This is a genomic window from Achromobacter sp. HNDS-1 (genome assembly GCF_040084795.1).
Lineage (GTDB): Bacteria > Pseudomonadota > Gammaproteobacteria > Burkholderiales > Burkholderiaceae_B > Achromobacter > Achromobacter ruhlandii.
Genome location: NZ_CP157584.1, coordinates 275,397 through 298,712, shown reverse-complemented (window position 1 = coordinate 298,712; position 23,316 = coordinate 275,397). Strand labels below are relative to the sequence as shown.

Annotated in this window: 26 protein-coding genes; 9 read left to right on the top strand and 17 right to left on the bottom strand. The window is 71.4% G+C overall.

Going from position 1 to position 23,316, the window contains the following annotated elements; all coding sequences use genetic code 11:
• Window positions 1–120: 120 nt before the first annotated feature.
• Together ABFG95_RS01350 and ABFG95_RS01345 are read right to left on the bottom strand one after the other, a co-directional pair.
• A complete protein-coding gene (locus ABFG95_RS01350; RefSeq protein ID WP_348995333.1) occupies window positions 121–762 on the bottom strand; it encodes a glutamine cyclotransferase in 642 nt (213 codons plus the stop codon).
• 35 nt (window positions 763–797) lie between these two features.
• Complete coding sequence (locus ABFG95_RS01345; RefSeq protein ID WP_175146817.1) at window positions 798–2,015, bottom strand: helix-turn-helix domain-containing protein; 1,218 nt, start codon at window positions 2,013–2,015, stop codon at window positions 798–800.
• A 183-nt stretch (window positions 2,016–2,198) separates the two neighbouring features.
• Here ABFG95_RS01345 and ABFG95_RS01340 point away from each other — a divergent pair, with 183 nt between their 5' ends.
• On the top strand, window positions 2,199–3,428 hold the full coding sequence (locus tag ABFG95_RS01340) for an SMI1/KNR4 family protein (protein WP_238910043.1): 1,230 nt from the start codon (window positions 2,199–2,201) through the stop codon (window positions 3,426–3,428).
• Between the two features lie 12 nt (window positions 3,429–3,440).
• On the opposite strand, the gene ABFG95_RS01335 is transcribed toward ABFG95_RS01340, so the two are convergent.
• A complete protein-coding gene (locus ABFG95_RS01335) occupies window positions 3,441–4,871 on the bottom strand; it encodes a CoA transferase (RefSeq protein ID WP_348995332.1) in 1,431 nt (476 codons plus the stop codon).
• Window positions 4,872–4,981: 110 nt separating this feature from the next.
• On the opposite strand from ABFG95_RS01335, the gene ABFG95_RS01330 reads away from it, so the two are divergent.
• Window positions 4,982–6,193 carry a citrate synthase family protein gene (locus tag ABFG95_RS01330; RefSeq protein WP_348995331.1) on the top strand — a complete coding sequence of 404 codons (1,212 nt, stop codon included), beginning with the start codon at window positions 4,982–4,984 and terminating at the stop codon, window positions 6,191–6,193.
• A 31-nt stretch (window positions 6,194–6,224) separates the two neighbouring features.
• Here the strand turns inward: ABFG95_RS01330 and ABFG95_RS01325 are convergent, their stop codons facing one another.
• From ABFG95_RS01325 to ABFG95_RS01315, 3 genes are all read right to left on the bottom strand, one after another.
• On the bottom strand, window positions 6,225–6,704 hold the full coding sequence (locus tag ABFG95_RS01325; RefSeq protein ID WP_348995330.1) for a DUF6882 domain-containing protein: 480 nt from the start codon (window positions 6,702–6,704) through the stop codon (window positions 6,225–6,227).
• Window positions 6,705–6,841: 137 nt separating this feature from the next.
• The gene (locus tag ABFG95_RS01320) at window positions 6,842–7,336 is read right to left on the bottom strand and encodes a GNAT family N-acetyltransferase (RefSeq protein ID WP_068953533.1); all 495 of its coding nucleotides are present in this window, start codon (window positions 7,334–7,336) and stop codon (window positions 6,842–6,844) included.
• A gap of 11 nt (window positions 7,337–7,347) precedes the next feature.
• Window positions 7,348–8,157: a nucleotidyltransferase domain-containing protein gene (locus ABFG95_RS01315; protein WP_006395367.1), complete on the bottom strand. Its 810-nt coding sequence runs from the start codon at window positions 8,155–8,157 to the stop codon at window positions 7,348–7,350.
• A 135-nt stretch (window positions 8,158–8,292) separates the two neighbouring features.
• On the opposite strand from ABFG95_RS01315, the gene ABFG95_RS01310 reads away from it, so the two are divergent.
• Both ABFG95_RS01310 and ABFG95_RS01305 read left to right on the top strand, forming a co-directional pair.
• Window positions 8,293–8,835: a MarR family transcriptional regulator gene (locus ABFG95_RS01310; protein WP_348995329.1), complete on the top strand. Its 543-nt coding sequence runs from the start codon at window positions 8,293–8,295 to the stop codon at window positions 8,833–8,835.
• On the top strand, window positions 8,832–9,593 hold the full coding sequence (locus tag ABFG95_RS01305; protein WP_348995328.1) for a DNA alkylation repair protein: 762 nt from the start codon (window positions 8,832–8,834) through the stop codon (window positions 9,591–9,593). The genes ABFG95_RS01310 and ABFG95_RS01305 overlap by 4 nt, the downstream gene beginning before the upstream one ends.
• Window positions 9,594–9,647: 54 nt before the next feature.
• Here the strand turns inward: ABFG95_RS01305 and gstA are convergent, their stop codons facing one another.
• Complete coding sequence (gstA, locus tag ABFG95_RS01300) at window positions 9,648–10,253, bottom strand: glutathione transferase GstA (protein WP_175146823.1); 606 nt, start codon at window positions 10,251–10,253, stop codon at window positions 9,648–9,650.
• 98 nt (window positions 10,254–10,351) lie between these two features.
• On the opposite strand from gstA, the gene ABFG95_RS01295 reads away from it, so the two are divergent.
• From ABFG95_RS01295 to ABFG95_RS01285, 3 genes are all read left to right on the top strand, one after another.
• On the top strand, window positions 10,352–11,227 hold the full coding sequence (locus ABFG95_RS01295; RefSeq protein WP_348995327.1) for a LysR family transcriptional regulator: 876 nt from the start codon (window positions 10,352–10,354) through the stop codon (window positions 11,225–11,227).
• Window positions 11,228–11,307: 80 nt separating this feature from the next.
• Window positions 11,308–11,736 carry a GNAT family N-acetyltransferase gene (locus ABFG95_RS01290; RefSeq protein WP_100505578.1) on the top strand — a complete coding sequence of 143 codons (429 nt, stop codon included), beginning with the start codon at window positions 11,308–11,310 and terminating at the stop codon, window positions 11,734–11,736.
• Between the two features lie 94 nt (window positions 11,737–11,830).
• Window positions 11,831–12,637: a DUF169 domain-containing protein gene (locus ABFG95_RS01285; protein WP_348995326.1), complete on the top strand. Its 807-nt coding sequence runs from the start codon at window positions 11,831–11,833 to the stop codon at window positions 12,635–12,637.
• A 129-nt stretch (window positions 12,638–12,766) separates the two neighbouring features.
• Here the strand turns inward: ABFG95_RS01285 and ABFG95_RS01280 are convergent, their stop codons facing one another.
• Window positions 12,767–13,669, bottom strand: coding sequence for a LysR family transcriptional regulator (locus ABFG95_RS01280; protein WP_063568860.1), 903 nt, complete (start codon window positions 13,667–13,669; stop codon window positions 12,767–12,769).
• Window positions 13,670–13,776: 107 nt separating this feature from the next.
• On the opposite strand from ABFG95_RS01280, the gene ABFG95_RS01275 reads away from it, so the two are divergent.
• Both ABFG95_RS01275 and ABFG95_RS01270 read left to right on the top strand, forming a co-directional pair.
• Entirely contained in the window at window positions 13,777–14,985 is a 1,209-nt protein-coding gene (locus ABFG95_RS01275; protein WP_238910050.1) for an MFS transporter, read from the top strand.
• Window positions 14,986–15,069: 84 nt separating this feature from the next.
• Entirely contained in the window at window positions 15,070–15,738 is a 669-nt protein-coding gene (locus tag ABFG95_RS01270; RefSeq protein ID WP_054416583.1) for an HAD family phosphatase, read from the top strand.
• A 68-nt stretch (window positions 15,739–15,806) separates the two neighbouring features.
• On the opposite strand, the gene ABFG95_RS01265 is transcribed toward ABFG95_RS01270, so the two are convergent.
• The 9 genes from ABFG95_RS01265 to ABFG95_RS01225 form a co-directional block, all read right to left on the bottom strand.
• A complete protein-coding gene (locus ABFG95_RS01265) occupies window positions 15,807–16,190 on the bottom strand; it encodes a cytochrome c (protein ID WP_059270944.1) in 384 nt (127 codons plus the stop codon).
• Window positions 16,191–16,363: 173 nt separating this feature from the next.
• Window positions 16,364–17,317, bottom strand: a complete 954-nt coding sequence (locus ABFG95_RS01260; RefSeq protein WP_059270943.1) for a DMT family transporter — start codon at window positions 17,315–17,317, stop codon at window positions 16,364–16,366.
• A gap of 128 nt (window positions 17,318–17,445) precedes the next feature.
• A complete protein-coding gene (locus tag ABFG95_RS01255; protein ID WP_054504457.1) occupies window positions 17,446–18,261 on the bottom strand; it encodes an AraC family transcriptional regulator in 816 nt (271 codons plus the stop codon).
• A 180-nt stretch (window positions 18,262–18,441) separates the two neighbouring features.
• A complete protein-coding gene (locus ABFG95_RS01250; RefSeq protein ID WP_348995325.1) occupies window positions 18,442–19,734 on the bottom strand; it encodes an RNA polymerase sigma factor in 1,293 nt (430 codons plus the stop codon).
• Window positions 19,731–20,138, bottom strand: coding sequence for a VOC family protein (locus ABFG95_RS01245; protein ID WP_054416579.1), 408 nt, complete (start codon window positions 20,136–20,138; stop codon window positions 19,731–19,733). The genes ABFG95_RS01250 and ABFG95_RS01245 overlap by 4 nt, the downstream gene beginning before the upstream one ends.
• A 42-nt stretch (window positions 20,139–20,180) precedes the next feature.
• Window positions 20,181–20,594, bottom strand: coding sequence for a YciI family protein (locus ABFG95_RS01240; protein ID WP_054416578.1), 414 nt, complete (start codon window positions 20,592–20,594; stop codon window positions 20,181–20,183).
• A gap of 146 nt (window positions 20,595–20,740) precedes the next feature.
• Window positions 20,741–21,094 carry a YciI family protein gene (locus ABFG95_RS01235; protein WP_059270940.1) on the bottom strand — a complete coding sequence of 118 codons (354 nt, stop codon included), beginning with the start codon at window positions 21,092–21,094 and terminating at the stop codon, window positions 20,741–20,743.
• A gap of 197 nt (window positions 21,095–21,291) precedes the next feature.
• Window positions 21,292–22,305 carry an OmpA family protein gene (locus ABFG95_RS01230; RefSeq protein ID WP_063568855.1) on the bottom strand — a complete coding sequence of 338 codons (1,014 nt, stop codon included), beginning with the start codon at window positions 22,303–22,305 and terminating at the stop codon, window positions 21,292–21,294.
• The gene (locus ABFG95_RS01225; RefSeq protein ID WP_054416575.1) at window positions 22,302–23,165 is read right to left on the bottom strand and encodes a MotA/TolQ/ExbB proton channel family protein; all 864 of its coding nucleotides are present in this window, start codon (window positions 23,163–23,165) and stop codon (window positions 22,302–22,304) included. Before ABFG95_RS01225 ends, ABFG95_RS01230 begins: the two co-directional genes overlap by 4 nt.
• Window positions 23,166–23,316: the final 151 nt, after the last annotated feature.

Sequence of the window (23,316 nt, the reverse complement as noted above, 5' to 3'; positions counted from 1 at the left end):
CGGCTCCGGCGGCGGACGACCCGCGCCGCAAACAGGAACGCCCGCCGCGCTGGCCGGCGGGGCAGCGCGGATCGGGGAGGATCAGGGCGGGTCGGGGGAAGCGGGGCGGATCGGGGCGGATCAGGCGCTCGCGCGTGGCCGGCGCACCGCGCGCACCCGGCCGCTGCTGGCGCCGCCGCAATAGAGCACGTCGCCGCCGTCCGATTCCAGGCCGGACACGTACGCGCCGGGCGGCATTGCCAGTCGTTCCAACACCTCGCCGTTGGCGGGGTCCACCCGCCGCAGCTCGCTGGCGTCGTCCTCCCAGGTGCCGTGCCACAGGTTGCCATCGACCCAGGTGACGCCGGTCACGTAGCGGTCGGACGCGATGGTGCGCAGGACGGCGCCGGTGGCGGGATCGACCTGGTGGATCTTGCGGTCCTTGTAGCGCGCGATCCAGAGCATGCCTTCGGCCCAGGTCATGCCGGAATTGCCGCCGCCTTCGGGCGCCGGCACGGTGGCCAGCACGCGGCCCGATGCCGGGTCGATTTTCTGGATGATGCTGTCGGCCAACTGGTAGAGGTGCTTGCCGTCGAAGGCGGTGCCGGCGCGGGCGATGACGTCGATGGTACGAACCACGTCGCCGCTGGCCGGATCCAGCGCGTGCAGCTTGTCGCCGACCGCGATCCAGATGCGGCTGCCGTCGTACGAAACGCCGTGCACGTCCGTGACGCCGGGGAAGGGGCCGTATTCACGGAGGATTTCCGCGGGTTTGGTTTTCATGACGCTGTCCTTGTTAGGGGGATGACACGTCCATGCTAGGCATTCGGCAGCGGGACCGGGAGTAACAATGTCGTCGCGAAACCGGGCAGGGGCGGCGTGAGCCAGCGCCGCGCCCGGCCCTGGCCGAGCGAATGCGCCTGGCCGGAGGCCGCCAGCGCCTCCAGGGCGCGCTGCACCTGGCGCTGACTGGCGCCGGTGGCCAGCGCCAGCGCCGAACTGGACCAGGCTTGGCCGTCGGCCAGCAGCGCCAGCACGGCGGCGTGGCGGTCCCGCACCGGCGGCGTCAACACGGCAACGGCGCGCGCGGCCGGCATCAATGCAAAGCCTTGCCGCGTTGCCCGGATTTCTGCCCAGGGCGCCAAGGCCGCCCGCAACCGGCCGATTTCCACCCGCAGCCGCGCGCGGTGCGAGTCATCCGGATGGCGGGTGCGGAACGCCTGCGCGATCAAGGCGTCGCGCGGCGCGTCATCCGGCCACGCCTGGCCCAGCGCCTGCGCCAGGGTGAAGAGCACGGGCCGGCTGGCCAGGGCCAGGGTGCGGCCCGCGCCATGCACGGCATAACGGCATGCGTCGATCACCAGCGTGTCGGACGCGAGCAGCGCTTGCACCTGCTCCAGGCGCAGCACCTGCGTGTCGCCGGCGCGGAGCAGGTGCGCGGCCGGCGCTTCCAGCGCGAGCGACGCCTGGCGCACCTCGGCCTGCAGCGCCGGGATGCCGGCCGCTTGCGCGGCGCGCGCGGCCAGGTCCAGCGCGGCGCGTGCCGCCGTGGCCTGCAGGCGCCGCAGCGCAATGCCGGCCAGGGCCAGCTCGTGCACCGCTCGCAAGGCCGGCGGAAAAGGGGCGGGATTCAGTTCCGACAGCACCTGTTCGGCCTGCTCCAGCCGTCCCATCAGGATCAGGCGGCGGCCGGCCAGATACCCGGCATAGGCCGCGTTGCGCCGATCGCCATGCTGCTCGAGCGTGGCGCGGGCCGTATCGAGCGCTGTCTGTGGCCAGCCCAGGTCGCGCGCGGCCAGCGCGATCTCGGCCTCGGCCACCACGCAGCGGGCCCGCGCCACCGGGTCCCGGGCGCCGAACGCGCGGGCGGCGCGCCGCACCAGGGCGCGGGCGCGTTCAAAGTCTCCCAGCTGCGCCAGCGCGATGCCGCGCAATGCCAGCGCCGGCGCATCGTCGCGCAGTGCCACCCGGCTCAACGCGCCCAGCGGATCGCCGCTGGCCAGCGCCCGCGCCGCGGCCATGATCAGCCCGTCCATGACGCTCCCGCCATCGCTGCCGTTCCCCGTTGCCACGTCCATTCGTGGATGCCGCCAATCTACCACCGCGCCGCGGGCGCGGGGAGTTCGTCGGCGATGCGGCAAGGCGCCTGCGTCTGCCGTGGCGTCGTCCCCATCCCCCACGGGTAGAATCCGAACCGCCATCTCCCAGGAAACCTGAACATGAGCGAGCATCATTTTTCCGCCGACGACATCCAGTCGCTGCGCCAACACGGCATTGCCCTGTTCGACGGTCGCGTCCTGATGGCGGTCCAGCCGCCCCTGGACGAGGCGCGCATCGACGAGATCGAAGCGGCCTGTGCCGGCCCCTTGCCCGATGCGCTGCGCGACTTGTGGCGCCTGACCGCTGGCGGCGAACTGGCCTACGACCTGCATGCGCGCATGGACGGCAACGAAGAGGCCCTCAGCTGGTCCGAGCTGTTCTATGACGGCAGTGACCATTACCGCGACCTGGCGGGCTGGATCGAGCACGAGCAGGAATGCGCCGAAGAGGCCGCCGCGGAACACGGCGAGGCCTGGGACGGCAAGCTGCGCTATCTGCCGATCGGCGGCTTCGAATACTGCGACCGCATCTATGTGTGCGTGGAGCCCGGCCCGCGGGCTGGCAGCATCGTGGCCTGGAAGCAGGGGCTGCCGGGCTGGACGCATGCGTTGCAGCAGGACGCCATCGCGACCGTCGCGGCGGACCTGCGCGCGGCCTTTGCCGCGCTCTACCTGGAGCAGGATATCGAGGACCCCGACAGCACCGGCATACGGGTGCTGGAATACCTGGACGAGCGCGTGGCCGATCACGGCATGCCGCAGGCCCTGGCGGACAAGCTGGCGGCGTTCTATCGGCGCGCGCTGGTGGACTGGCGCGCGCCGTTGGCGGCCGGCACGCTGGGCCAGTCGCCCACGCTGGCCAGGCTGGCCTTGCGGCATGCGTTGGCGCATGACGACGGCGCGCTGGTGGCGCAATTGGCGGCGCAGGGCGTGGGCTTTGACCAGCCGTTGCGCGGCAGCGCGCTGGCGCTGGACGTGGCGCTGACGCAGCACGCCTATGCGGCGGCGCGGGCGCTGTTGCGGGCCGGCACGCCGGTCAGCGCGGAGGCGATCCATCGATTCGATCGCGAGCCGCCCGCCGACCTGGTGGCGCAGTTGCTGGCGCGCGGGGCGCGGGCCGACGGCCTGGGCGTGGCGCGCTGTGTGGCCTGCGGGTCGCCCGAGGCCGCGCGCGTGATCGCCGCCGCCGCCGGCGAGGGGATCGCGGCGGCGTATGCCGAGGCGTGCGACGCGATGGCGGCCCGCTACGAGGAAGACCTGCGCCGCGTGCGAGCGGGCAAGCTGGGCCATTACCTGGGCGCGGACGGCCTGGCCGAACGGGTCGCCAACTTGCGCGCGTTTGTGCTTTGAGGCGGCCGAGGGCTAACGCGAGCCATCGCGCCAGGCTGCCTCGGAGGATCCCAAGGCGCTTGCCGGGTAATCCCACGATTGCGGCGTGTCCGCGATCCGCAGCGGCGGCTTGACGCGCCGGACCGGGCCCCACGCGGTTGCCTCGATTTGTTCGGACCAGTCGGCTGCGCTTTCCGGCGCCAATGCCGGCCCGCCTTCCAGCAAGCCGCCATGCGCGACCAGCAGCTGCGCGCTGCGGGCCAGCGACGCGCGCGTGGTGCTGCCCGCGCCGGTGGCCAGCCGTTCGGTCAAGCCCCGGATCGCCGCCGCCGCCATCAGATAGCCGGTGCCATGGTCCAGCGCCTGGCACGGCAACGGCACCGGGCGGTCGCCACCCTTGGCGCGCATGCCGGCCTCGGCGATGCCGGTGCTCATCTGCACCAGGCTGTCGAAGCCGCGGCGGCCCCGCCACGCACCGCTCCAGCCATAGGCGTCCAGCGATACGTCGACCAGCGTCGGGTTGAGCTGGCGGCGGCGCTCGGCGTCCAGGCCCAGGCGGGCGAGGGCGTCGGCGCGATAGCCGTGGATCAGCACGTCGGCCTGGGACAGCAGGCGTTGCAGCGTGGCCAGCCCCTCGGCGGACTTGAGGTCCAGGCGCGCGCAACGCTTGCCCAGCACGACCTCGGGCACCGTGCCGGGTTCTTCCCAGCCGGGCGGGTCGATGCGCAATACGTCCGCGCCAAAGCCGGCAAGGAAGCGCGTGGCCACGGGGCCGGCCAGGATGCGGGTCAGGTCCAGCACCCGCAGGCCCTGCAACGGGCGCTGGCGCGAAATGCGCCAGGCAGGGCGGGCGCCGCCGCCGCTGGCGGCGCGGTGCAGCAGGGGTTCGGCGGCAACGCTTTGGCCTTGCGGATGCTGGCGCCAGGCGTCCAGGCCGCGCATGGCGGCGGCGCAACCGTTGTGTTCGACCACCGCCGCTTCCAGTTCGTCGGCGCGCCAGCGCGCCACGGCGCGGGCGACGGCGTCGCGGTCGGCGGCCGCGCCCAGGACCGCCAGGGCGGCGTCGCGATGATGGGGCGCGTTGGTGTGCAGCCGGATCCAGCCGTCCGCGGCGCGGTAGTCGCCGGCGACGGCGTCCCACAGCGGCGGCATGCTCCAGCCGATGGGGCGCAGGCTGGTGCCGAACCAGAAAGAGGCCAGGCGTTGGTCGACCTCGACCGCCGGCACGGCGGGCGCACCGGCCGCGCCTGCGCCGGCCGCAACGAACTCCGCCATGGCCAGGCCGGCGGCGCCGATCGCGGCGGTGGCGAATTCCGTGACGGCGAAGGCCGAGGGCAAGGCGCCCTGGCCGGTGATGGCGACCTGGCTCAGCAGGGCGGGATCGCCGCCCGCCGCGAGCCAGAACTGGCGCAGGTAGTCGGCGGTGGCGGGCGAGGGGGGGAAGGGGCGAGGGATGGCGGACATGTTGCTTGCGGGTCGTTGAGCGATGACGCCAGGATTCATCTTGCCGCATTAATTGTCAATATTGATTAATATAATCAACCCATTGCCCTTCGTTCCTCGTCTCGCAACCCATGCCCAATTACCTGACCTCCGCCGCCGCGGCCACCCGCCTGGGGGTGTCGCGCCAGACCCTGTACGCCTACGTCAGCCGGGGATTGCTGCACGCCGAGGCTGGCGCCACGCCGCGCGAAAGCCGCTACCTGGCCGAGGACGTCGAACGGCTGGCGGCGCAGCGCACCCGTGGCCGCAAGCCGAAAGAGGTGGCCAAGGCGACGCTGAACTGGGGCCTGCCGGTGCTGGAGTCGGCCATCACCCTGATCGAGGATGGCCAGTTGTTCTATCGCGGTGAAAACGCCGTGGCGCTGGCGCAATCGTCCTCGGTGGAAGCGGTGGCCGCGCATCTGTGGCAATGCGACCAGGCGATGGCGTTCGGCGCGGCCGCGCCGCGGTTGCCCGAGGATCTGGCGGCGCTGTTCGCGCGCCATCGCGGCCAGCGCGCCGAGGCCGCGCTGTTGCCGCTGTTCACGGCGGCCAGCGATGACGATGCGACCGCGTTGTGGCAGCGCTCGCCCGAGCGCCAGGCGCAGGGCTGCGGCGCGCTGGTGCGCACGCTGGCGGCCTGCCTGCTGCAGACCGCGCCGGACGACGCGCCGATCCACGCGCAGTGCGCCCGCGCCTGGGGCGTGGACGCGGCGGGCGCGGATCTTATCCGCATGACGCTGGTGCTGTGCGCCGACCATGAACTGAACGCCTCCAGTTTCACCGCGCGCTGCATCGCGTCCACGGGCGCCAGCCTGCGCGCCGGTATTGTGGGCGGGCTGGCGGCGTTGACGGGCGGCCGCCACGGCGCCACCACGGCGCGCGTCGAGGCGATGTGGGAGGAACTGGAACGTGGCGACGGCGGCGCGGACGCCGGCCAGCGGCTGGCGCGGGGCTTGCGCGAGCGGCTGGCGCGGGGCGAAGACATGCCGGGTTTTGGCCACCACCTTTACCCCGCGGGCGATCCGCGCGCCAGCGCCTTGCTGGCGCGGATACTGCCGCGGCGCCCCGAGTGGGAGACATTGATCGAGCAGGCGTTCGAGCTATCGGGGCAGCGGCCCTCGGTGGACTTCTCGCTGGTGGCGGTGCGGCGCCATCTGGGCCTGCCGCCGGGCGCGGCCTTCGGCCTGTTCGCGCTGGGACGCTCGATCGGCTGGCTGGCGCATGGCCTGGAGCAGCGCGGCAGCCCCGATGTGATCCGGCCGCGCGCGGCTTATACCGGGATTCATCCGGACGCGGCCTGACGGCGGCGCGGTGGCGCGCGCCGCCGGCGCGTCAGGCCTTGGACAAGGTCACCTGGCCGAACGTCATCCAGACGTGGGCGGTCTCCGAGGCCCGCGCGCGGTACGAGCCGCTGGCCTCGCCCAGCCGCATGGCCACGGCGGTGAATTCCCAGGCCAGGGCGTCATCGCATGGCACCTTGCGGTGAGTGTATGCCTCCAGGCCGTGGGCCTTGCCGAAGGCCAGCGCCAGTTGGGCGTGTTCGGCCAGTTCGGCGGGCACCGACGGGTGATCCCAGCCCCACAGGAAGCTGCTGTCCTCGCTATTGGAGGTGCCGACGATCTGCACCGGCGCTTGCGCGGTGATGCCGCCGGGCAGCTGGAACACGATCAGGCCGCTGTCCATGTCCACGGACCATTGCTCGGCTTCGTCCAGGTGCCAGGTGGCGCAGTGCGCCGAGGTGGCGGCCCGCATGCCTTCCAGGCTCTGGGCGATGTAGTTCGAAACGACGAAGGGCTGCGTGGTGTCGGACATGAGGGACTGTGCGGGTGATGGAAAGGCGATAGGGTACCCGCAAAGCGCTGGCCGGCGCATCGCGCACGCGCGACCGGACCGCCGCGATCGTGTGGCGCCATGCCAAAGCGAGTGAACGGCGGCGTTCAGGTCGGCGATCAGTGCCCCGGACGCGCCAGCACGTAGACGCGAGTGTCGCGGCCATAATGCGTTTCAATGGCGCGGAAGGTGAAGCCCAGCTTGTCCAGCACGCGCTGTGAGCCCAGGTTGTCGGGCCAGGTGACGGCCACCAGTTCCGTGGCGTCCAGCGCGCGCCAGGCGTAATCGCACAGTTGGCGCGCGGCTTGCGTGGCATAGCCGCGACCCCACGCCGCCCGCTGCAGCCGGTAGGCCAGCTGCAACGCGCCCGTGTCCTCCAGCCGCGTCAGGCTGATCCAGCCCACCGCGACATCGTGGGGATCGATCACGGCCCAATGGCCGATGTCATCCGGCGGCGTCCGCAACCATTCCAGCAGTTCCTGGCGGCGCGCCTGCGTGGCGGGTTTGACGCCGGTGCTGTGGCGCATGACCTCGGGGTCGGATTCCAGCGCCAGGATCATGGGTACGTCGTCCGTGCGCAGGCGGCGCAGGGTGATGGTCGGGGTGGGCGGCATTGCGGCGGCGTTCAATACGTCAGCGGCGCGCCGGTCACGACTTCGTACAGGAACCGGTCCAACCGCTCGGTCTGGCCGTCCGGCCGGTCGAAGAAGGGCGCCTTTTCCAGGGTCGGCAACGTGGTTTCCAGATAGGCGTGGATCAGCGGGAAGCGCGGGCCGTGCTCGGCCTCGCCGGCCTGCATTTTGATGGCCAGCAGCGCGTTGATCTCGTCGCGCAGCGCGGGGTCGGTGACCATGGCATCGGCCAGGTCCGCGAAACGCATCGGCGGGATGCCGCGGCCGCTGTCGATCCATTGCGCGGCCAGCACCGGACGCAGCACGTACAGGTATTTCTTGAGCCGCACCGTGTCGCCCTGCAGCGATTCGCGGAAGTTGCGGCCGGCCATGGCCACGTAATGCCAGCGGCCCTTGATGTGCGAGAAATACTCGCTGCGGAAGTGCCGCAGCCAGGCGCTGGTGGCGTCGTCCTGGCGATACAGCACGGGCGAATCCAGCCATTCGAACAGGGTGGGGTTGGAGCCGCGCAGCAGTTGCAGCGCCTTGCGCAGTTCCCAGCCGGACACGTCCAGCTCGTCGTCGATGGGCAGCTCGATCACGTCGCGCTGGGGCGCCACGCGCAGGTACCAGTCCAGTTTGTGCACGTACAGGAAGCGCACGTCATAGTCGCTGTCTGGCGAGGCGAAGCCCCAGCCCCGGCTGCCGGATTCGCAGGCGAGCAGGACGCGGACATCGTGACGCTGTTCGATGTGTTCCAGGGTCGCCATGACGCGCTCGCGGATGGCCGGGTCGATGGGGTGGGCGTGCAGAATCGAAGTCATGCTTCGGATGCTAGCACTTCGCCAGTCGGGCGCCGCGCGGGGCGATCGCTCGGCGGGATGTCGCCATGTCCCGCCGGGTTGCCTCATATGATTAGTCGCCTTATCATATGCTGCCGTATCAAATGCCGAAACCCCATGCCACCCGCCATTTCCCTTATTTCCGCCATGCTGGAACCCAAGCACCACGCGCTGCTGGACGAGGCCGCCCGCCGCGGGCTGCAATCCGAGGACGGCATGCGGTTGTGTTTGCAGGTGCTGGCCCTGGCCGGCGCCATCGACCGCGATTGCGCCGCGCGCCTGGCGCCGCGGCAGTTATCGGAAGGCAAGTTCGTGCTGCTGTTCCTGCTGCACGGTCAGGCGGGCGGCCTGTCGCCGCACGAACTCGCGACGCGCGCGGGCGTGACGCGCGCCACCGTCACCGGCCTGCTCGATGGACTGGAGCGCGACGGCTTCGTTTCGCGCCAGCCGGGGCAGGACGACCGGCGCCGGATCGCGGTGGTCCTGACGCCCAAGGGCAGGACGGCGGCGGCCAGGTTGTTCAAGGAGCACACGCAGTGGATCGGCTCGTTGTTCGACCCGCTTTCGCCCACCGAGCGGCGCCAGCTCGGCGAACTGCTGGCGAAGGTATGGCGCGGCACCGACAGCGGGCGCGCGGCGTTGGCGAAGGATGCGCCATGAGCGCCGCCCGTCGAGGCGTCAAGGACATCGGCGCCGACCGCCTGGCGCGGCTGAACGCGGGCGCGCCGGCCACGCACCTGACCGAGTGCCTGGCGGTGGACTTTGCCCGGTTGATGCAGGCGCTGGCGCCCGAGGTGGGCGCCGATGGCATCGCCGCCATGCGGGCCGCGGCGGGGCTGGGCATCTCCAGGCGCATGGCGGTGGCGGCGCGCATCCTGCATGAACGCCTGGGCCCGGCCGGCTGCGCGCAGATGGCGGCGCAGGCGTCCGACACCGCGCGCGGCTGGGCCTGCTTCATGATCGGGGCGGCGCCGGATGTGCCGCTGGCGCAGCGCCTGGCGCGCATCCGGCCGTTGGCCGACGACGCGCACTTCGGCGTGCGCGAATGGGCCTGGCTGGCGCTGCGGCCGGCGTTGACGGCCGAGCTGGACGCGGCCATCACGCAACTGCAACCCTGGACGGCGCTGCCGTCCGAGCGCCTGCGCCGCTTTGCCAGCGAGGCGCTGCGGCCACGCGGCGTCTGGTGCGCGCACATCGCCGCGCTCAAGTCGGATCCGGGGCGGGCGCTGCCGCTGCTGGAGCCGCTGCGCGCCGATCCGGCGGTCTATGTGCAGGATTCGGTGGCGAACTGGTTGAACGACGCCAGCAAGGACCAGCCCGACTGGGTCCGGCGGGTGTGCGCGCGCTGGCTGACGCACAGCCCGGTCGCGGCGACGCAGCGCATCTGCCAGCGGGCGCTGCGCACCATCGGGGCATAGCGCGCCGCAGGCCAGGCGGCTAGTGGGGGCGATGGCGCGCGGTTCCCTTGCCGCTCAACCCTGCGCTTCCGCGGCCAGCGCGGCTCGCACGGCAGGGCGGGTTTCGACGCGGCGCTGGAATTCCATCAAGACAGGCCAGCGCGTCAGGTCCACGTCGAGTTGCGGCGCCCAGCGCAGCACCGAGTACAGATAGATGTCGGCCACGCCGTAGCGATCCTGTACCAGGGCCTGCCGCTCGCGCAGGGCGGCGGCGACGTAATCCAGTCGCTTTTCCAGCCGCGCCTGCCACCACGCGCGTGCCGCCTCGGGCAGATCGCGATTGAACAGCGGACCGAAGCCGCCATGGATTTCCGCCGAGATGAAGTTCAGCCATTCGTGCAACTGGCTGCGGGCCCAGCTGCCGGCGGGCGGGACCAGGCCAGCCTCGGGCCGCAGGTCGGCCAGGTATTGGACGATGGCGGGGCCTTCGGTCAGGACCCGGCCGTCATCCAGTTGCAGCGCGGCGACGTAGCCCTTGGGGTTGATGGCCAGGAAGTCGCCGCCGTCGGCGGTGCGCTTGCTGCGGTTGTCGACTCGCGCAAGGTCGAAAGACAGGCCGAGTTCGCGCAGCACGATGTGGGGGGACAGCGAGCAGGTGCCGGGGGCGTAGTAGAGCTTCATGCAAGGCATTCCAGGAAGGGGGAAGCGTCAGGATGCCTATTACCGAAGTATCCGTAAAATTACTGCTTCATAAACATGAAATAAGTTGAACTGATGCCATGATGAACCTGATCCATTGGCGGCTGTTGCTGGCAGTGGTGGACGCCGGCAACATCACGCACGCCGCGAAACAGGTGGGCATGACGCAGTCGGGCGCCAGCCAGGCCATTGCCCAGTTGGAAGAGCACCTGGGCGCGCCGCTGTTCACCCGCGAGCGACGCCAGAGCGTGCCCACCGCGCTGGGCTTGCGGGTGGCGCAGGAGGCGCGCGTCATGCTGGCCGCGCTGGACCGCATCCGCGCCCTGGCGCAGGAGGCGTCCGGCGCGCCCGGCGGGGTGTTGCGGCTGGCCAGTTTCCCGATGGTGTTCTCGACCATCCTGCCGCCGGTGTTGCGGCGCTTTCGCCAATTGCATCCGGCCATCGAGGTGGTGCCGCTGGAAGCCAGCGACAGCGAGATCGAGAACCTGCTGGCGGCGGATACCGTGGACGTGGGCGTGGTGTTGAATCCTCCCCCCGGCCGGGCCACCTGTCCGCTCGGCGAGGACGATTGGGTGGCGGTGCTGCCGGCGGCGCATCCGCTGGCGCGCGGCGCGTCGGTGACGTTGGCGCAACTGGTGGCGCAGCCCTTCGTGCTGGCCACCGGCGGTTGCAGCGTGCATGCCGGCAGCGTGGCGGCGGACGCCGGGCTGGCGCTGGCCGATGTGCGCGCCACGGTGATGGAATGGGCCAGCGCATTTGCGCTGGTGCGCGAGAACGTTGGCGTGGCGCTGGTGCCGGAACTGACGCTGCCGGAGAACCGCCGGGGCCTGCGCGTCTTGCCGCTGGCCGCGCCGGTGCGGCGGCGCTTTGCCCTGGCCGCGGCGCCGGGCGCGGCCGGCTCGCCGGCGGTGCAGGCGTTGTTCGGGATGTTGCGGCAGGATGACAACCGCGTCTGACGCCCCGGCGCGCGGGGCCGGGCGCGGTCATCGCGGCGACATCGTGCCAGCCTAGCATCCACGCTTTTGCGCGAGGCGCCATGATCATCCGCAATGCACAGGCCGGCGACGCCGCCGATATCGCTGACCTGCTGGCCCAACTGGGTTATCCCGGCACCGAGGGCTTCGTGCCCGGGAAGATCGAACGCCTGCTGGGGCACCGCGATGCCGAGCTGCTGGTGGCCGAGGAGGGCGACCGGCTGCTGGGCTTCATCGGCCTGCACTTCATGGCGCAACTGGCGCTGCCCGGGGATTTCTGCCGCATCACCTATTTCTGTGTCAGCGACGCGGCGCGCGGCAGCGGGGTGGGCCGGGCGCTGGAAGAGGCGGCCGAGGCGCTGGCGCGGGCGCGCGGCTGTGACCGCATCGAGGTGCACTGCCACCAGCGCCGCACTGACGCGCACCGCTTCTATTACCGCCAGGGCTACGAGGAATCGCCGAAGTACCTGATGAAGTCCTGCCGCCCCTGAGCGCGGGCGGCGCGGTTGCGGCCGCACAGGTTGGCGCGCGCGCGCCGCGCTCGTGTAGTCTTGCCCGTTCCAACGACAAGTCCAAAGGACGGGCATGGAAGAGACAACCCAAGTGACCCCGCAGGATGCGCCGCGCGACTGGGCGGCGCTGGTCGATGACCTGAACCGCCTGCTGCGGCTCAAGACCACGGTCATCGGCATGAAGCTGTACGAGGACGAGGCGGCGCTGGCCGGCGTGAAGGGGCTGCGCCGGCCCAAGGCCACCCATACCACCGACCAGATCGTCGGCATGGCGGCGCGGCTGGGCTGGACCGTTGGCATCACCGGCGACGACCTGGTCGGCGCGCAGTGCCGCGCGGTGATCGGCCTGGGGCCGCAGGACGAGACCTGGCGCAGCGGCAAGGAGTACGTCGGCGTGTGGCACGCCACCGAGGCCGACGCCCGCGCCCGCCAGGAGGCCCTGTCCTGCGTGCCGGCGGGCAGGTACCGGGCGATGGTGGTGTCGCCGCTGGCCTCGGGCCGGCTCGATCCGCCCGACATCTGCCTGATCTATGCGACGCCCGGGCAGATGATCATCCTGATCAATGGCCTGCAGTGGAAAAACTACCGGCGCTTCGACTGGAGCGTGGTGGGCGAGACCGCCTGTGCCGACTCCTGGGGGCGGGCGCTGGCCACCGGCGAGCCCAGCCTGTCCTTGCCCTGTTATGCCGAGCGCCGCTACGGCGGCGTGCCGGACGAGGAAATGCTGATGGCGTTGCCGCCGCGCTACCTGCCCATGGCGATCGAAGGGATGAAGGCGCTGTCGGCCAATGGCCTGCGTTATCCCATCCCGCCATACGGCCTCCAGAACGACGTGCGCGCCGGCATGGGCGTGAGCTACGCGCAGCCGCCGCGCGCCTGAGGCGGGCGGGCCCGGATTCGCGCGCTTTCGATGGTCGGCGCCGAGGTGGGCGGGACAGTCGCCGGCCCGCGCGTCGGTGCGCCGCCGGGCGCTGTAGGCGGGCGTTTGTCGCCGATAAGGCGCGCCGGCTCAGTCCCCCGCCAGCGCCGCCGCCAGCGTGCGCGCCGCCGGGCCCAGCGGCTGGTCGATGCGATGCGCCAGGTAGACCTCCGTGGCCACCTGGCTGCCGCGCCCCAGGCTGCCGGTGGGCAGGCGCAGCAGCCGGCCTTCGGCCAGGTCGCGCGCCACCAGCCACAGCGGCAGGCGGCCCCAGCCAAGGCCTGCCAGGATCAGCGCATGCTTGGTGTCCTGGCCGCTGACGCGGCAGGTCTGCGGCGACAGCACCGCGAAGTCGCGGCCGGCGCTGAGCGTGGACGGATCGATCTGCACCACCTGGAGGTGATCGGCCAGATCGGGCGCGCTCAGCGCCGCGCCGTCGGCCACGCGCGCGGCCAGGGGATGGCTGGCGCCGACCACCGCCACCATCTGCACCGACGACAGCGCCTGCATGGCGATGCGCGGATGACGGAAATGTTCGCCGGCGATGATGCCCAACTGGTGGCTGCCATCGAGCAGCGCGGCGATCGGTCCGCCCAGCGGCAGCACCGCGACGCGCGTGGCGACCGACGGATAGGCCGCCCGCAGGCGGTTGAGCGCGGCGCCGACCTGGGCAATCGGATACAGGGTGTCCACCGCCAGCGACAGTTCCAGCTCGACCCCTTCGCCCAATCCCTGGGCGCGGGCCCGCATGGCGTCGACCCGCAGCAGGATGTCGCGCGCATTGGCCAGCAGCGCCTGGCCTTCCGGCGTCATGACAGGGCGGTGGCCGCCCCGGTCGAACAGCTTCACGCCCAGCTGCGTTTCCATGTTGGCGATGGCATGGCTGACGGCCGACTGCACCCGCGCCAGCTGGCGGGCGGCGGCGCGGAAACTGCCGGTGTCGGCCACGGCCGCGAACACGCGTAGCTGGTCCAGGGTGAGGGCGTCTATCATCGTGCGTCCTGATCTATTTTCAAGATCGGTTCCATCAAAAGATTATCACTTATCAGAATCAGTTCCGGCCGGCATGCTGGCGGCATTGCAAGCGAGGAGAGGCACGGATGGACAAGGTGGAAGGCGCGGCGCGGGCCGGCCAGCCGGCGGCGACCCGTTGGGGGGCGGTGCTGGCGATCGTGGGCGCCGGGGTAGTGGCGTCGTTGCAGGTCGGCAAGGTGATCATCGCGGCGCCCTTGCTGCGGCGCGACCTGGGGCTGGACCTGGCGTCGATCGGCACGCTGACGGCGGTGTTCTCGATCCTGGGCGTGCTGGGCGGCATCGCGGCGGGCGGCGTGATCGCGCGTTTCGGCGCGCGCCGCATGCTGCTGTCGGGCCTGGCGACGGTCGCGGCGGGCACGGCGGCGGGCGCGCTGGCGCCAGGTTATGGCGCGCTGCTGGCCTCGCGCGTGGTCGAGGGCCTGGGGTTCCTGCTGATCACGGTGGCCGGTCCGGCGGCCTTGCAGCGCCTGGTGCTGCCCGCCAGCCGCGACCTGGCTTTCGCGCTGTGGAGCTGCTACATGCCGGCGGGCATGGCGATCGCGATGCTGGCCTCGCAGGCCTTCGGCGACTGGCACGCCTACTGGTGGTGCGCCGGCGCGGCCGCCGTGATCGCGCTGGCCTGCGTCGCCGCGCTGGCGCCGCCCACGCCCGCCGGCGCCGGCCTGTCCTGGCGCGGGCTGCGGCAGGACACCACCGATACGCTGGGCGCGGCCGGCCCGATGCTGCTGGCGGCGTCATTCACGCTCTACAGCCTGATGTTCTTCGCGCTGTTCACCTTCCTGCCGGTGCTGCTGATGGACAAGCTCGGCCTGCCGCTGGCCACCGCCGGGCTGTACAGCGCGGCCGCCAGCGCCGCCAACATCATCGGCAACCTGGGCGCCGGCGTGCTGTTGTCGCGCGGCTGGCGGCGCTCGACCCTGATCGCCTGCGCCAGCGTGGCGATGGGCGGGGTGGCGCTGCTGATTTTCCGCTCGGTGTTCCCGGCGATGCCGACCTTCCTGCTGTGCGTGCTGTTCTCGGCCGTGGGCGGCCTGATCCCGGCGACGCTGCTGGGCACCGCGCCGCGGGTGGCGCCGCGGCCCGCGCTGACGGCGGCCACGGTCGGCCTGGTGATGATGGGCAGCAACCTGGGGCAGGTGATCGGGCCGGTGACGGTGGGCGGGGTGATCGACCGCTATGGCTGGGCGCAGGCCTCGCTGGTGGTGGCGGCGGCGGCGCTGGGCGGCGTGGCCATCGCCTGGCGCCTGCGGCGGCTGCACGGCGCCCGCTTGTAAGGGCGGGATCCGGTCGCGGCGCGCCGATGCGGCGGCTGTCATGCGAACGGCCTATCATGGGGCATTGTTCCCGCTGGAGTCTCCATGCCTACGCCCGCCCCGCGCCTGGTCATCTTCGATTGCGATGGCGTCCTGATCGATAGCGAAATCATCGCGGCCCGCGCCCAGTCGCGCGCGCTGGCCGAACACGGCATCGCCATCACGCCGCAGGAAGCGGCGCGGCGATTCGCCGGCATTCCCGACGCCGATATGTGGCAGACCCTGCAGGACGAGAACGCGCGCGCCTTGCCGGCGGATTTTCCGCGCCAGTACGCCGACCGGCTGCAGGACACCTTCCGCCAGGAGCTGCGCGCCTTGCCCGGGGTGCGCGAGACCCTGGCCGCCCTGCGCCAGCGCGGCATGGCGTATTGCGTGGCCTCCAGCAGCACGCCGCCCAAGCTGGAGGCGGCGCTCAAACTGGTCGGGCTGTGGGAGGAATTCGCGCCCAACGTATTCAGCACCGCGCAGGTGGCGCATGGCAAGCCGGCGCCGGACGTGTTCCTGTTCGCCGCGCGGCAGATGCGCACCGCGATCCTGGAGTGCGTGGTGGTCGAGGACAGCGTGCCCGGCGTGCGCGCCGCCCGCGCCGCGCGCATGCGCGCGGTGGGCTACATCGGCGCCTCGCACAACGGGCCGGACCAGCGCAAGCGCCTGCTGGACGAAGGCGCGTTCGAGGTCATCGACGACCTGCGGCGGCTGTCGGAGATCATCTAGCCGCGGTCGTGCGCGCGCCGCCATGGCATTGCCACCGGCGCGCGTCGGCCAGGGCGGCGGATCATGCGTCAGCGGCTCTTGGCTATCACGCCGGTCATGTATTCATTCAGGTCGCGGAAATCCTTGACCGTCCAGGCGTGCGGCGGCACCTTCACGCCGTTTTCGCGCAAGGTCCTGGGAATCAGGTCGCCGTTGGGACGCAGGATCACCGAGGACACGATGACGCCCGGATAGTCGATCAGCCGCTTCCTGAAGGCGGCGGTGGTCAGATCCGGGGTGGGCGGGTTGCTTTTCCTGGCCAGCGGCCCGCTTCCCTTGATGTCCGCGCCATGGCACATGGCGCAGCGTTGCTGGAACAGATTCCTGCCGTTGATGTTCTCGGCATGGGAAGGCGAAGTTTGAACCAGCGCGGAAAATGCCAGCGCGGCCAGGGCAACCGTTGTTGTTTTCATGAAGGCGTGTGGTATCGATCGGCGTCCCGGTCGGCCGGCCCGGCGGCGCCAGGCCATGGTCCCGATCCGGGTGATGGCATCCAGGTCCTGGATCGCGCAAAAAAAAGCGCCTCGCATTCTAGGGCCTGGCGGCCTTGTCCGCTTGCCGGCGCGCGCTTGAGCGCCGACGCCGTCTAAGCGGGCAGCGGCTCGGGCTTGACCCGCACCGCGCTGAGCACGCCGATCATCAGCAGGGCGATGCCGGCCAGCGTCAACGGCTGCGGCATGCTGCCGCGCAGAATGAAGGCGTAGGCCAGCGCCGCCAGCGTCTCGAACACGATCAACTGCCCGGCCAGCGCGGTCGGCAGGCGCTGGCTGGCTTCGTTCCAGCACAGTGTGCCCAGCCACGAGGCGAACAGGCCGATGAGGATCATCAGGCCCAGGAACACCTGCGGGCGCGGCCCCAGCGGCATATCGAAACCGCTGCCGGTGGCGGCCATGCCGCCCCACAGCAGGCCGTAGCCGGCCAGCGCCAGCGGCAGGGTGGCCACGCCCTGGGCGGTGGCCCAGGTGCGCGGACTGCGGCCCGGATGGTCGCGCAGCCAATCGGCGTTGCGCAGCGGATACCAGGTCCAGCACGCCACCGCGCCCAGCGCCAGCACGGCGCCGATGGCGTAGCGCGACAGGTCGGCGTCGGCCTCCTGGCGCAGCGCCTGCAATTCGACCTGGTTGACGCAGGCGATGCCCAGCGCGATCAGCGCCAGCGAGGGCGCCAGCCGCTTCCAGGGCAGGCGGCCGTCGCGGCGCGCGTTGCGCAGGTTGGCGCAGATGGCGATCACCACCGGCAGCGTGCCGATGATCATGGTGGGCACCGGGCCGCCGGCGCGCTGGATGGCGCTGGCCAGGCACAGGTAGTACAGCAGGTTGCCGATGGCGGCCAGCTTCAGGGCCTCGATCCAGTCGGCGCGGCTGAGCTGGCGCAGCGCCTTGCGGTCGAGCCAGGCCAGCGGGATGGCGATCAGGCCGAAAGCCAGATAGCGCGCCACCGATTGCAGGGCGGCGGGGTATTCCGGCAGCAGCAGCGGGCCGACGAACACCAGCCCCCACATCAGTCCGGCCGCCAGCGCGTACAAGGTTCCTGCCCACATGAAGATTCCCAACGGGTATTTGATAGACAGGGCAGTCTAGCGGCGGCCGGGGCGGCCGGTCTTGTACCAGATTGCTGCGGGCCGCCAGCCCGGCGCGGCAGCCGGTGGGCGGCCCGGCGCCGGGCGGCTCAGGCGCGCACCTGCCTCTGGTAGCGGGCGGGCGTGACGCCGTAGCGGCGGGTGAAGGCGCGGGTCAGGTGGGCCTGGTCGGTCAGGCCGGCGGCCAGCGCGGCCTGGGCGGGCGGCTCGCCGGCGGCCAGCAGGCGCTTGGCCTCGAACAGGCGCAGCGCCATCAGCGTCTGCTGCGGCGTGGCGTGGTACTGGGCCTGGAAGCTGCGCAGGAAGTGGAACGGACTGAGGCCGGCCACGGCGGCCAGCTCCTCCAGCGTCAGGCGGCGCGCCAGATTGGCGCGCAGATAGTCGATGACCGGTGCGAAGCGCGGCGCGCCTTCGGGCCGCGGCGGCGCCGGCACGCGCGCATGGCGCCGGAACTCGGCCAGCAACGCGTGCAGCGCGCTATCGAACGCCAGCGGTTCGCGCGCGCCCCACAGGGCGTCGAGCAGGGCGGTGACGCGCTGCGCGCTGGCGGCGTCATGGCCCACCGCGCAATCGAACCACCAGCCGGCCTCGCCGGCCACTTCGGCGACCACGTCCGGGTCGATATAGGCCATGCGATAGCGCCAGCCGCCCGCGGTCTCGGCGCGGCCGGTGTGCAGTTCGTCCGGGTTCATCAGCACCACCGAGCCGGGCGGCGCCAGATGTTCGGCGCCGCGGTAGCGGAAGCGCTCCACGCCGGTTTCGATGGCGCCCAGGCCATAGGCCTCGTGGGTGTGCGGCTCGAAGGCGTGGCGAATGATGTGGGCGCGGTACAGCTCGATGCCGGGGCGGTGCGCCGGGCGGCGGAATTCGGCGCGGTCGTTGGGATGGTCGAAGGCCTGCGGCACCCCCGCGAGCGGCGGCTCGGGGCGCGCGTCGGACGCGGCGGGCAGGCCGCCGGCGGAGGGCAGGAGGGAGGCCATGACGGGATTTAAGCACGTCCGGCGCCGGCGTGTCCGGCGGCGTGGGGGCCTGCAGGGCGCGCGCGGCGCGCGGCCGCCGGGATGGGGGAGGGGGCGCGGCGGCGCTCAGTCCGCCGCCGGCAGCCCCCGCGCCCGGGCCAGCAGCATCTCGCGTTCACGCGCGTTGCGCGTCATGGCGGCGGCGCGTTCGAATTCCGTGCGCGCCTCGGCGGGGCGCCCGAGCTTGGCCAGCAGGTCGCCGCGCACGCTGGGCAGCCAGTGGTAGTTGGCCAGCGCTGGATCGCGCGCCAGTTCGTCGGCCAGGTCCAGCCCGGCCTGCGGGCCGAAGGCCATGCCCACGGCGACGGCGCGGTTCAGTTCCACCACCGGCGACGGCATGGCCTGCGCCAGCGCGTCGTACAGCGCCACGATGCGCGCCCAGTCGGTCTCTTCCGGCCGGCGCGCACGCGCGTGGCAGGCCGCCAGCCCTGCCTGCAGCGCATACGGCCCGCTGGCCCCGCCCAGGCTTTCGGCGCGTTCCAGCGCGGCCAGGCCGCGGCGGATCAGCAGGGTGTCCCAGCGGCCGCGGTCCTGCTCCAGCAGCAGCACCGGCCGGCCCTGGGCGTCGCTGCGGGCGTGCAGCCGCGAGGCCTGCAGTTCCATCAGCGCCACCAGCCCATGCACCTCGCTGTCGCCGGGCGTCAATTCAGCCAGGATGCGGCCCAGCCGCAGTGCTTCGTCGCACAGCGCCGGCCGCATCCAGTCCTCGCCCGAGGTGGCGGCGTAGCCTTCGTTGAAGATCAGGTAGATCACTTCCAGCACCGAGGCCAGGCGCTGCGTCCGTTCCCGCGGCCCGGGCACTTCGAAGGGTACGCGCGCCGCCGACAGGCTGCGCTTGGCCCGCACGATGCGCTGGGCGATGGTGGACTCCGAGGCCAGGAAGGCGCGCGCGATCTCGGCGGTGGACAGCCCGCCCAGCAGCCTGAGCGTCAGCGCCACGCGCGCCTCGGTCGAGAGCAGCGGATGGCAGGCGGTGAACACCAGCCGCAGCAGGTCGTCGCCGATGTCGTCCTGGCGCGCGGCATCCAGCGCCTCGACGAAATCGGGCTCGACGTCGGCCTGCAGCGCCTCCAGTTCGTGGCCGATCTGCTCGTGCTTGCGGCGGTGGATGGCGTCCAGCCGCAAGCGGTCGCGGGCGCGGTTCTTGGCGGTGGTCATGAGCCAGGCTCCCGGGTTGTCCGGAACGCCGGTGGCCGGCCAGCGCTCCAGCGCGGCCACCAGCGCGTCCTGGGCCAGTTCCTCGGCCAGGCCGACATCGCGCACCAGGCGCGCGACGCCGGCAATGACGCTGGCGGCCTCGATGCGCCAGACGGCCTCGATGGCGCGGTGGGTTGCCGCCGATCCGGCCGGGGCGGTCATGCCTGCGGTGTGGCGCCGGGTTCCATGTAGAACACTTCCCAGATGTGGCCATCCAGGTCATCGAAGCCGTGTCCGTACATGAACCCGTGGTCCTGCGGCGGGCGCGGCGCCGTGCCGCCGGCCGCCTTGGCGCGCGCGACCAGGTCGTCGACTTCGGCGCGGCTTTCGCAGGACAGCGCGATCAGGGCTTCGGTACCGCCTTTGGCGTCGACGACGGGCTTGTTGGTGAAGCCCTGGAAAAAGTCCTTCACCAGCAGCATGACGTAGATGTTGTCGCCGACCACCATGCAGGCGCCCTGGTCATTGGTGAATTGCGGATTGAAGCTGAACCCCAGGCGCTTGAAGAAGGCCTGCGATTTCGCCATGTCGGCGATGGGAAGGTTGACGAAGATCTGCTTGTGCATGATGGGTCTCGCGGCGGGCGTCGTTCAGGGGAATGGGGCGGTTCACTGGCCGTTGCCGGGCAGTTCGCGGAAACGGTCGATCTCCTGGCCGGGGCCGAAGTCTTCCAGTTCATACATCTGCCGCACCTCGATTTCGCAGGGCTGGCCGGGGAAGGGGTCGGGAAAGCGCAGCGTCCATTGCAGGGCTTCTTCGCGCGAGCGGGCCTGGATCACCGTGTAGCCGGCGATCAGTTCCTTGGTGTCGGCGAACGGGCCGTCGATGACCTTGCGCTGTCCCTGCGCGTCGTAGTGCACCCGCCAGCCCTTGGACGACGGCTGCAGGCCGCTGGCGTCGAGCAGCACGCCGGCCTTGGCCAGGCCTTCATGGTAGGTCGCCATGGCGTCGAGCAGGCTGGCTTCGGGCAGCCTGCCGGATTCGCTGTCGGCGTTGGCGCGGACGATGATCATGAATCGCATCGGGAATCTCCTGGTATCGATGGCCCCGGCCGCGGGGCGCGGCGGGGTCGGTACTGGCACGACGCATGAGCGGCGCGTGGATCGACATCGGAACGCGCGGTTCAGGGTAAATACCTAGCCCGCCCGCCGGTGGCCACGCCCCGGCGCTACATGAAACAGGGCCCCAGCTCGCGCACCTCGACCGTGGCCCAGCGCGCCGCGGGGCATTCGGCCGCCAGCGCGAGCGCTTGCGCGCGATCCTCGCAGTTGAGCAGGAAGAAGCCGCCGATCATCTCCTTGGCCTCGGCGAAGGGGCCGTCAACCAGCGTGCGCTGGCCGTCGCGCACGCGCAGCCGCACGCCGTCCGCATCGGACTTGAGGGATTCGGCGCGCGCCAGCAGGCCGCGCGCCTGCAGCCCTTCGGCGTAGCGCACCATCTGGGCGTAGACCTCGCGGCCTTCCTCGGGCGTGCGCTCGGCGCGCTGGCCGGGAGGCTCGACGATGAGAAGCATGTACGGCATGGACGGTTCCTAGTGGCAGGGGCGCCTGGAGGGGCGCGAGGGCGCGGACCCCGACATGCATCGGGCGCCCGGCCGGCAGCCGCCAGATTACGCTGTTTGGGATGTCTCGGACAGGGCGGCGTGGGCCTTCCCGCCAGGGCCGTGATGCGGCCGGCCGCGCTTGCCATTCCCGGCCGGGGCCGGGGCGCGGGAGCGCGTCAGGAATCGCCCGCCGGCGCGGCCTTCGCGGCGGCCGGCTGCGGCGCCTGGGCCGTGCTGGCCGCCGGCTTGGCGGTCTTGCCGTCGGCGTGCTGGGCCTGCCCCGGGGCAGGCTTGGCCGGCGCGGTGATGTCCATGATCAGCTCCACGCGCCGGTTGGCCGCGCGGCCCGCCGGGGTGTCGTTGGATTCGATCGGGCGCGTCTCGGCGTAGCCCACCGCGCGCAGGCGGCTGCCGGCCACGCCGTCGCGCACCAGTTCGCGCAGCACGCTGGTGGCGCGGCTGCTGGACAGCTCCCAGTTGGAGGCGAACTGCCGCGTCTGGATCGGCACCGGGTCGCTGTGGCCTTCGACCGAGACCTGGTAGTCGTTCTTGTTCAGGATCGTGGCCAGGCGCTTGATCACGTCCAGGCCCGACGGGCTGAGCGTGGCCTGGCCCGAGGGGAACAGCAGCTCGTTGCTGATGCGGAAGCTGACCGATTGCTCGTTGATGATGACGTCGACCGACTTGCCCAGGTCGCCCAGGCCCAGTGATTCCTTGGACGGCGCTTTCAGCGGCGGGGCGGCCTGCGCCACCACCTCGCCGTCGTCGGACGCGGGGGCGGCGGCGGTGGCCGTGGCGGCCGGCGCCGCTGGTTCGGCCCAACTGGCCGGGATGGCGGGCGTGTCGAATTCGGCGTATTCGCCGTCGTAGGCCGGCAGGCCCTTGGCCGCCAGGCTGCCGACGATGTCGACCTGTTTCTCGCCGGGCTCGGAGAAACCGCCGTGCAGGCGCGCCACGGCCAGCATCACCACCAGCATGGCCAGCAGCAGGGTGATCAGGTCCAGGTAGCTGAGCAGCCAGTTCTCGGCGTCGCTTTCGACCGTGTCGTCGACGTGCCAGCGGGCGTAGCGGTCCTTGCGGTCGCTCTTGCTGGGGCGCCAGCCGCTGTTGGCCGCCGCTTTCTGCGCGCGCAACTGGGCCTGGCGGGCCTGCTCGATCCGCTGCGCCAGGGAGGGGGAAATCAGGCTCATTGGCGCGCGGCGGCGGGGCGGGTAATGGATACGGGCTTGGCGGCGGAGGACACCTGGCCCTCGGTCTTGCCGCGCGCGGCGGAGGCGCCGCCGTCGTAGATTTCGTCCTCGACGTGCATGACGAACGAGTTCAGGGTCTCGCGCACCACGGCCGGGCCGCGCTTCTCGCACATCATCGAGATGCCCTGCAGCACCATGTTCATGGACTCGACGCGGCGCGCGGTGCGGCGTTCCAGCTTGACGGCGATCGGCTTGCACACCAGGTTGGCCAGCAGGATGCCGTAGAAGGTGGTCATCAGGCCGATGGCCAGCTGCTGGCCGATGGTGGTCATGCTGCCGTCGCCCAGCACCGACATCAGGTTGATCAGGCCGACCAGCGTGCCCAGCATGCCGAAGGCCGGCGCGAACGTGGCCATGACGCGGAACATCTGCGCCTCGGCCATTTCCCGCGCCTTGAGCCGCGCCACGCGCCATTGCAGCAGCTCGATGATCTGGTCTTCGGGGGTATTGTCGATGATCAGTTGCACGCCCGTGCGCAGGAACGGGTTGGTGACCTTCTTGAGTTCCTGTTCGACCTTGTGGACGTCGGTGTTCATCCACAGCTGCGCCATGTTGACCAGTTCCTCGATGTCGCGCTGCTGGTCGTGCTGGTCGCTGCGGAACACCGTGACCACCAGCTTGAACACCCGCATCACTTCGGACAGCGGGTAGGCGATGAACAGCGCGGCGCAGGTGCCGCCCAGCACGATGGCCAGGCCCGGCAGGTTGAAGTACATGCCGGGGTTGGTGGCGGCCAGCGCGATGACGATGACCAGGGTGAGCAGGCCGACAACGGCGCCGATGACGGTAGACGGATTCATGGATCTTGCCCGATTGCGAGGGGGCATCCCGTGCACGGAATGCGGGATGGTGGCAAATTCTAGCCACGCAAGCGGCCGGCCAATCCGTCGGAAAACGGGGCGAAAGGGGCGGTAAGCGCCGGCTTGAACCGGCGCCCGGGCGCAGCCGCCG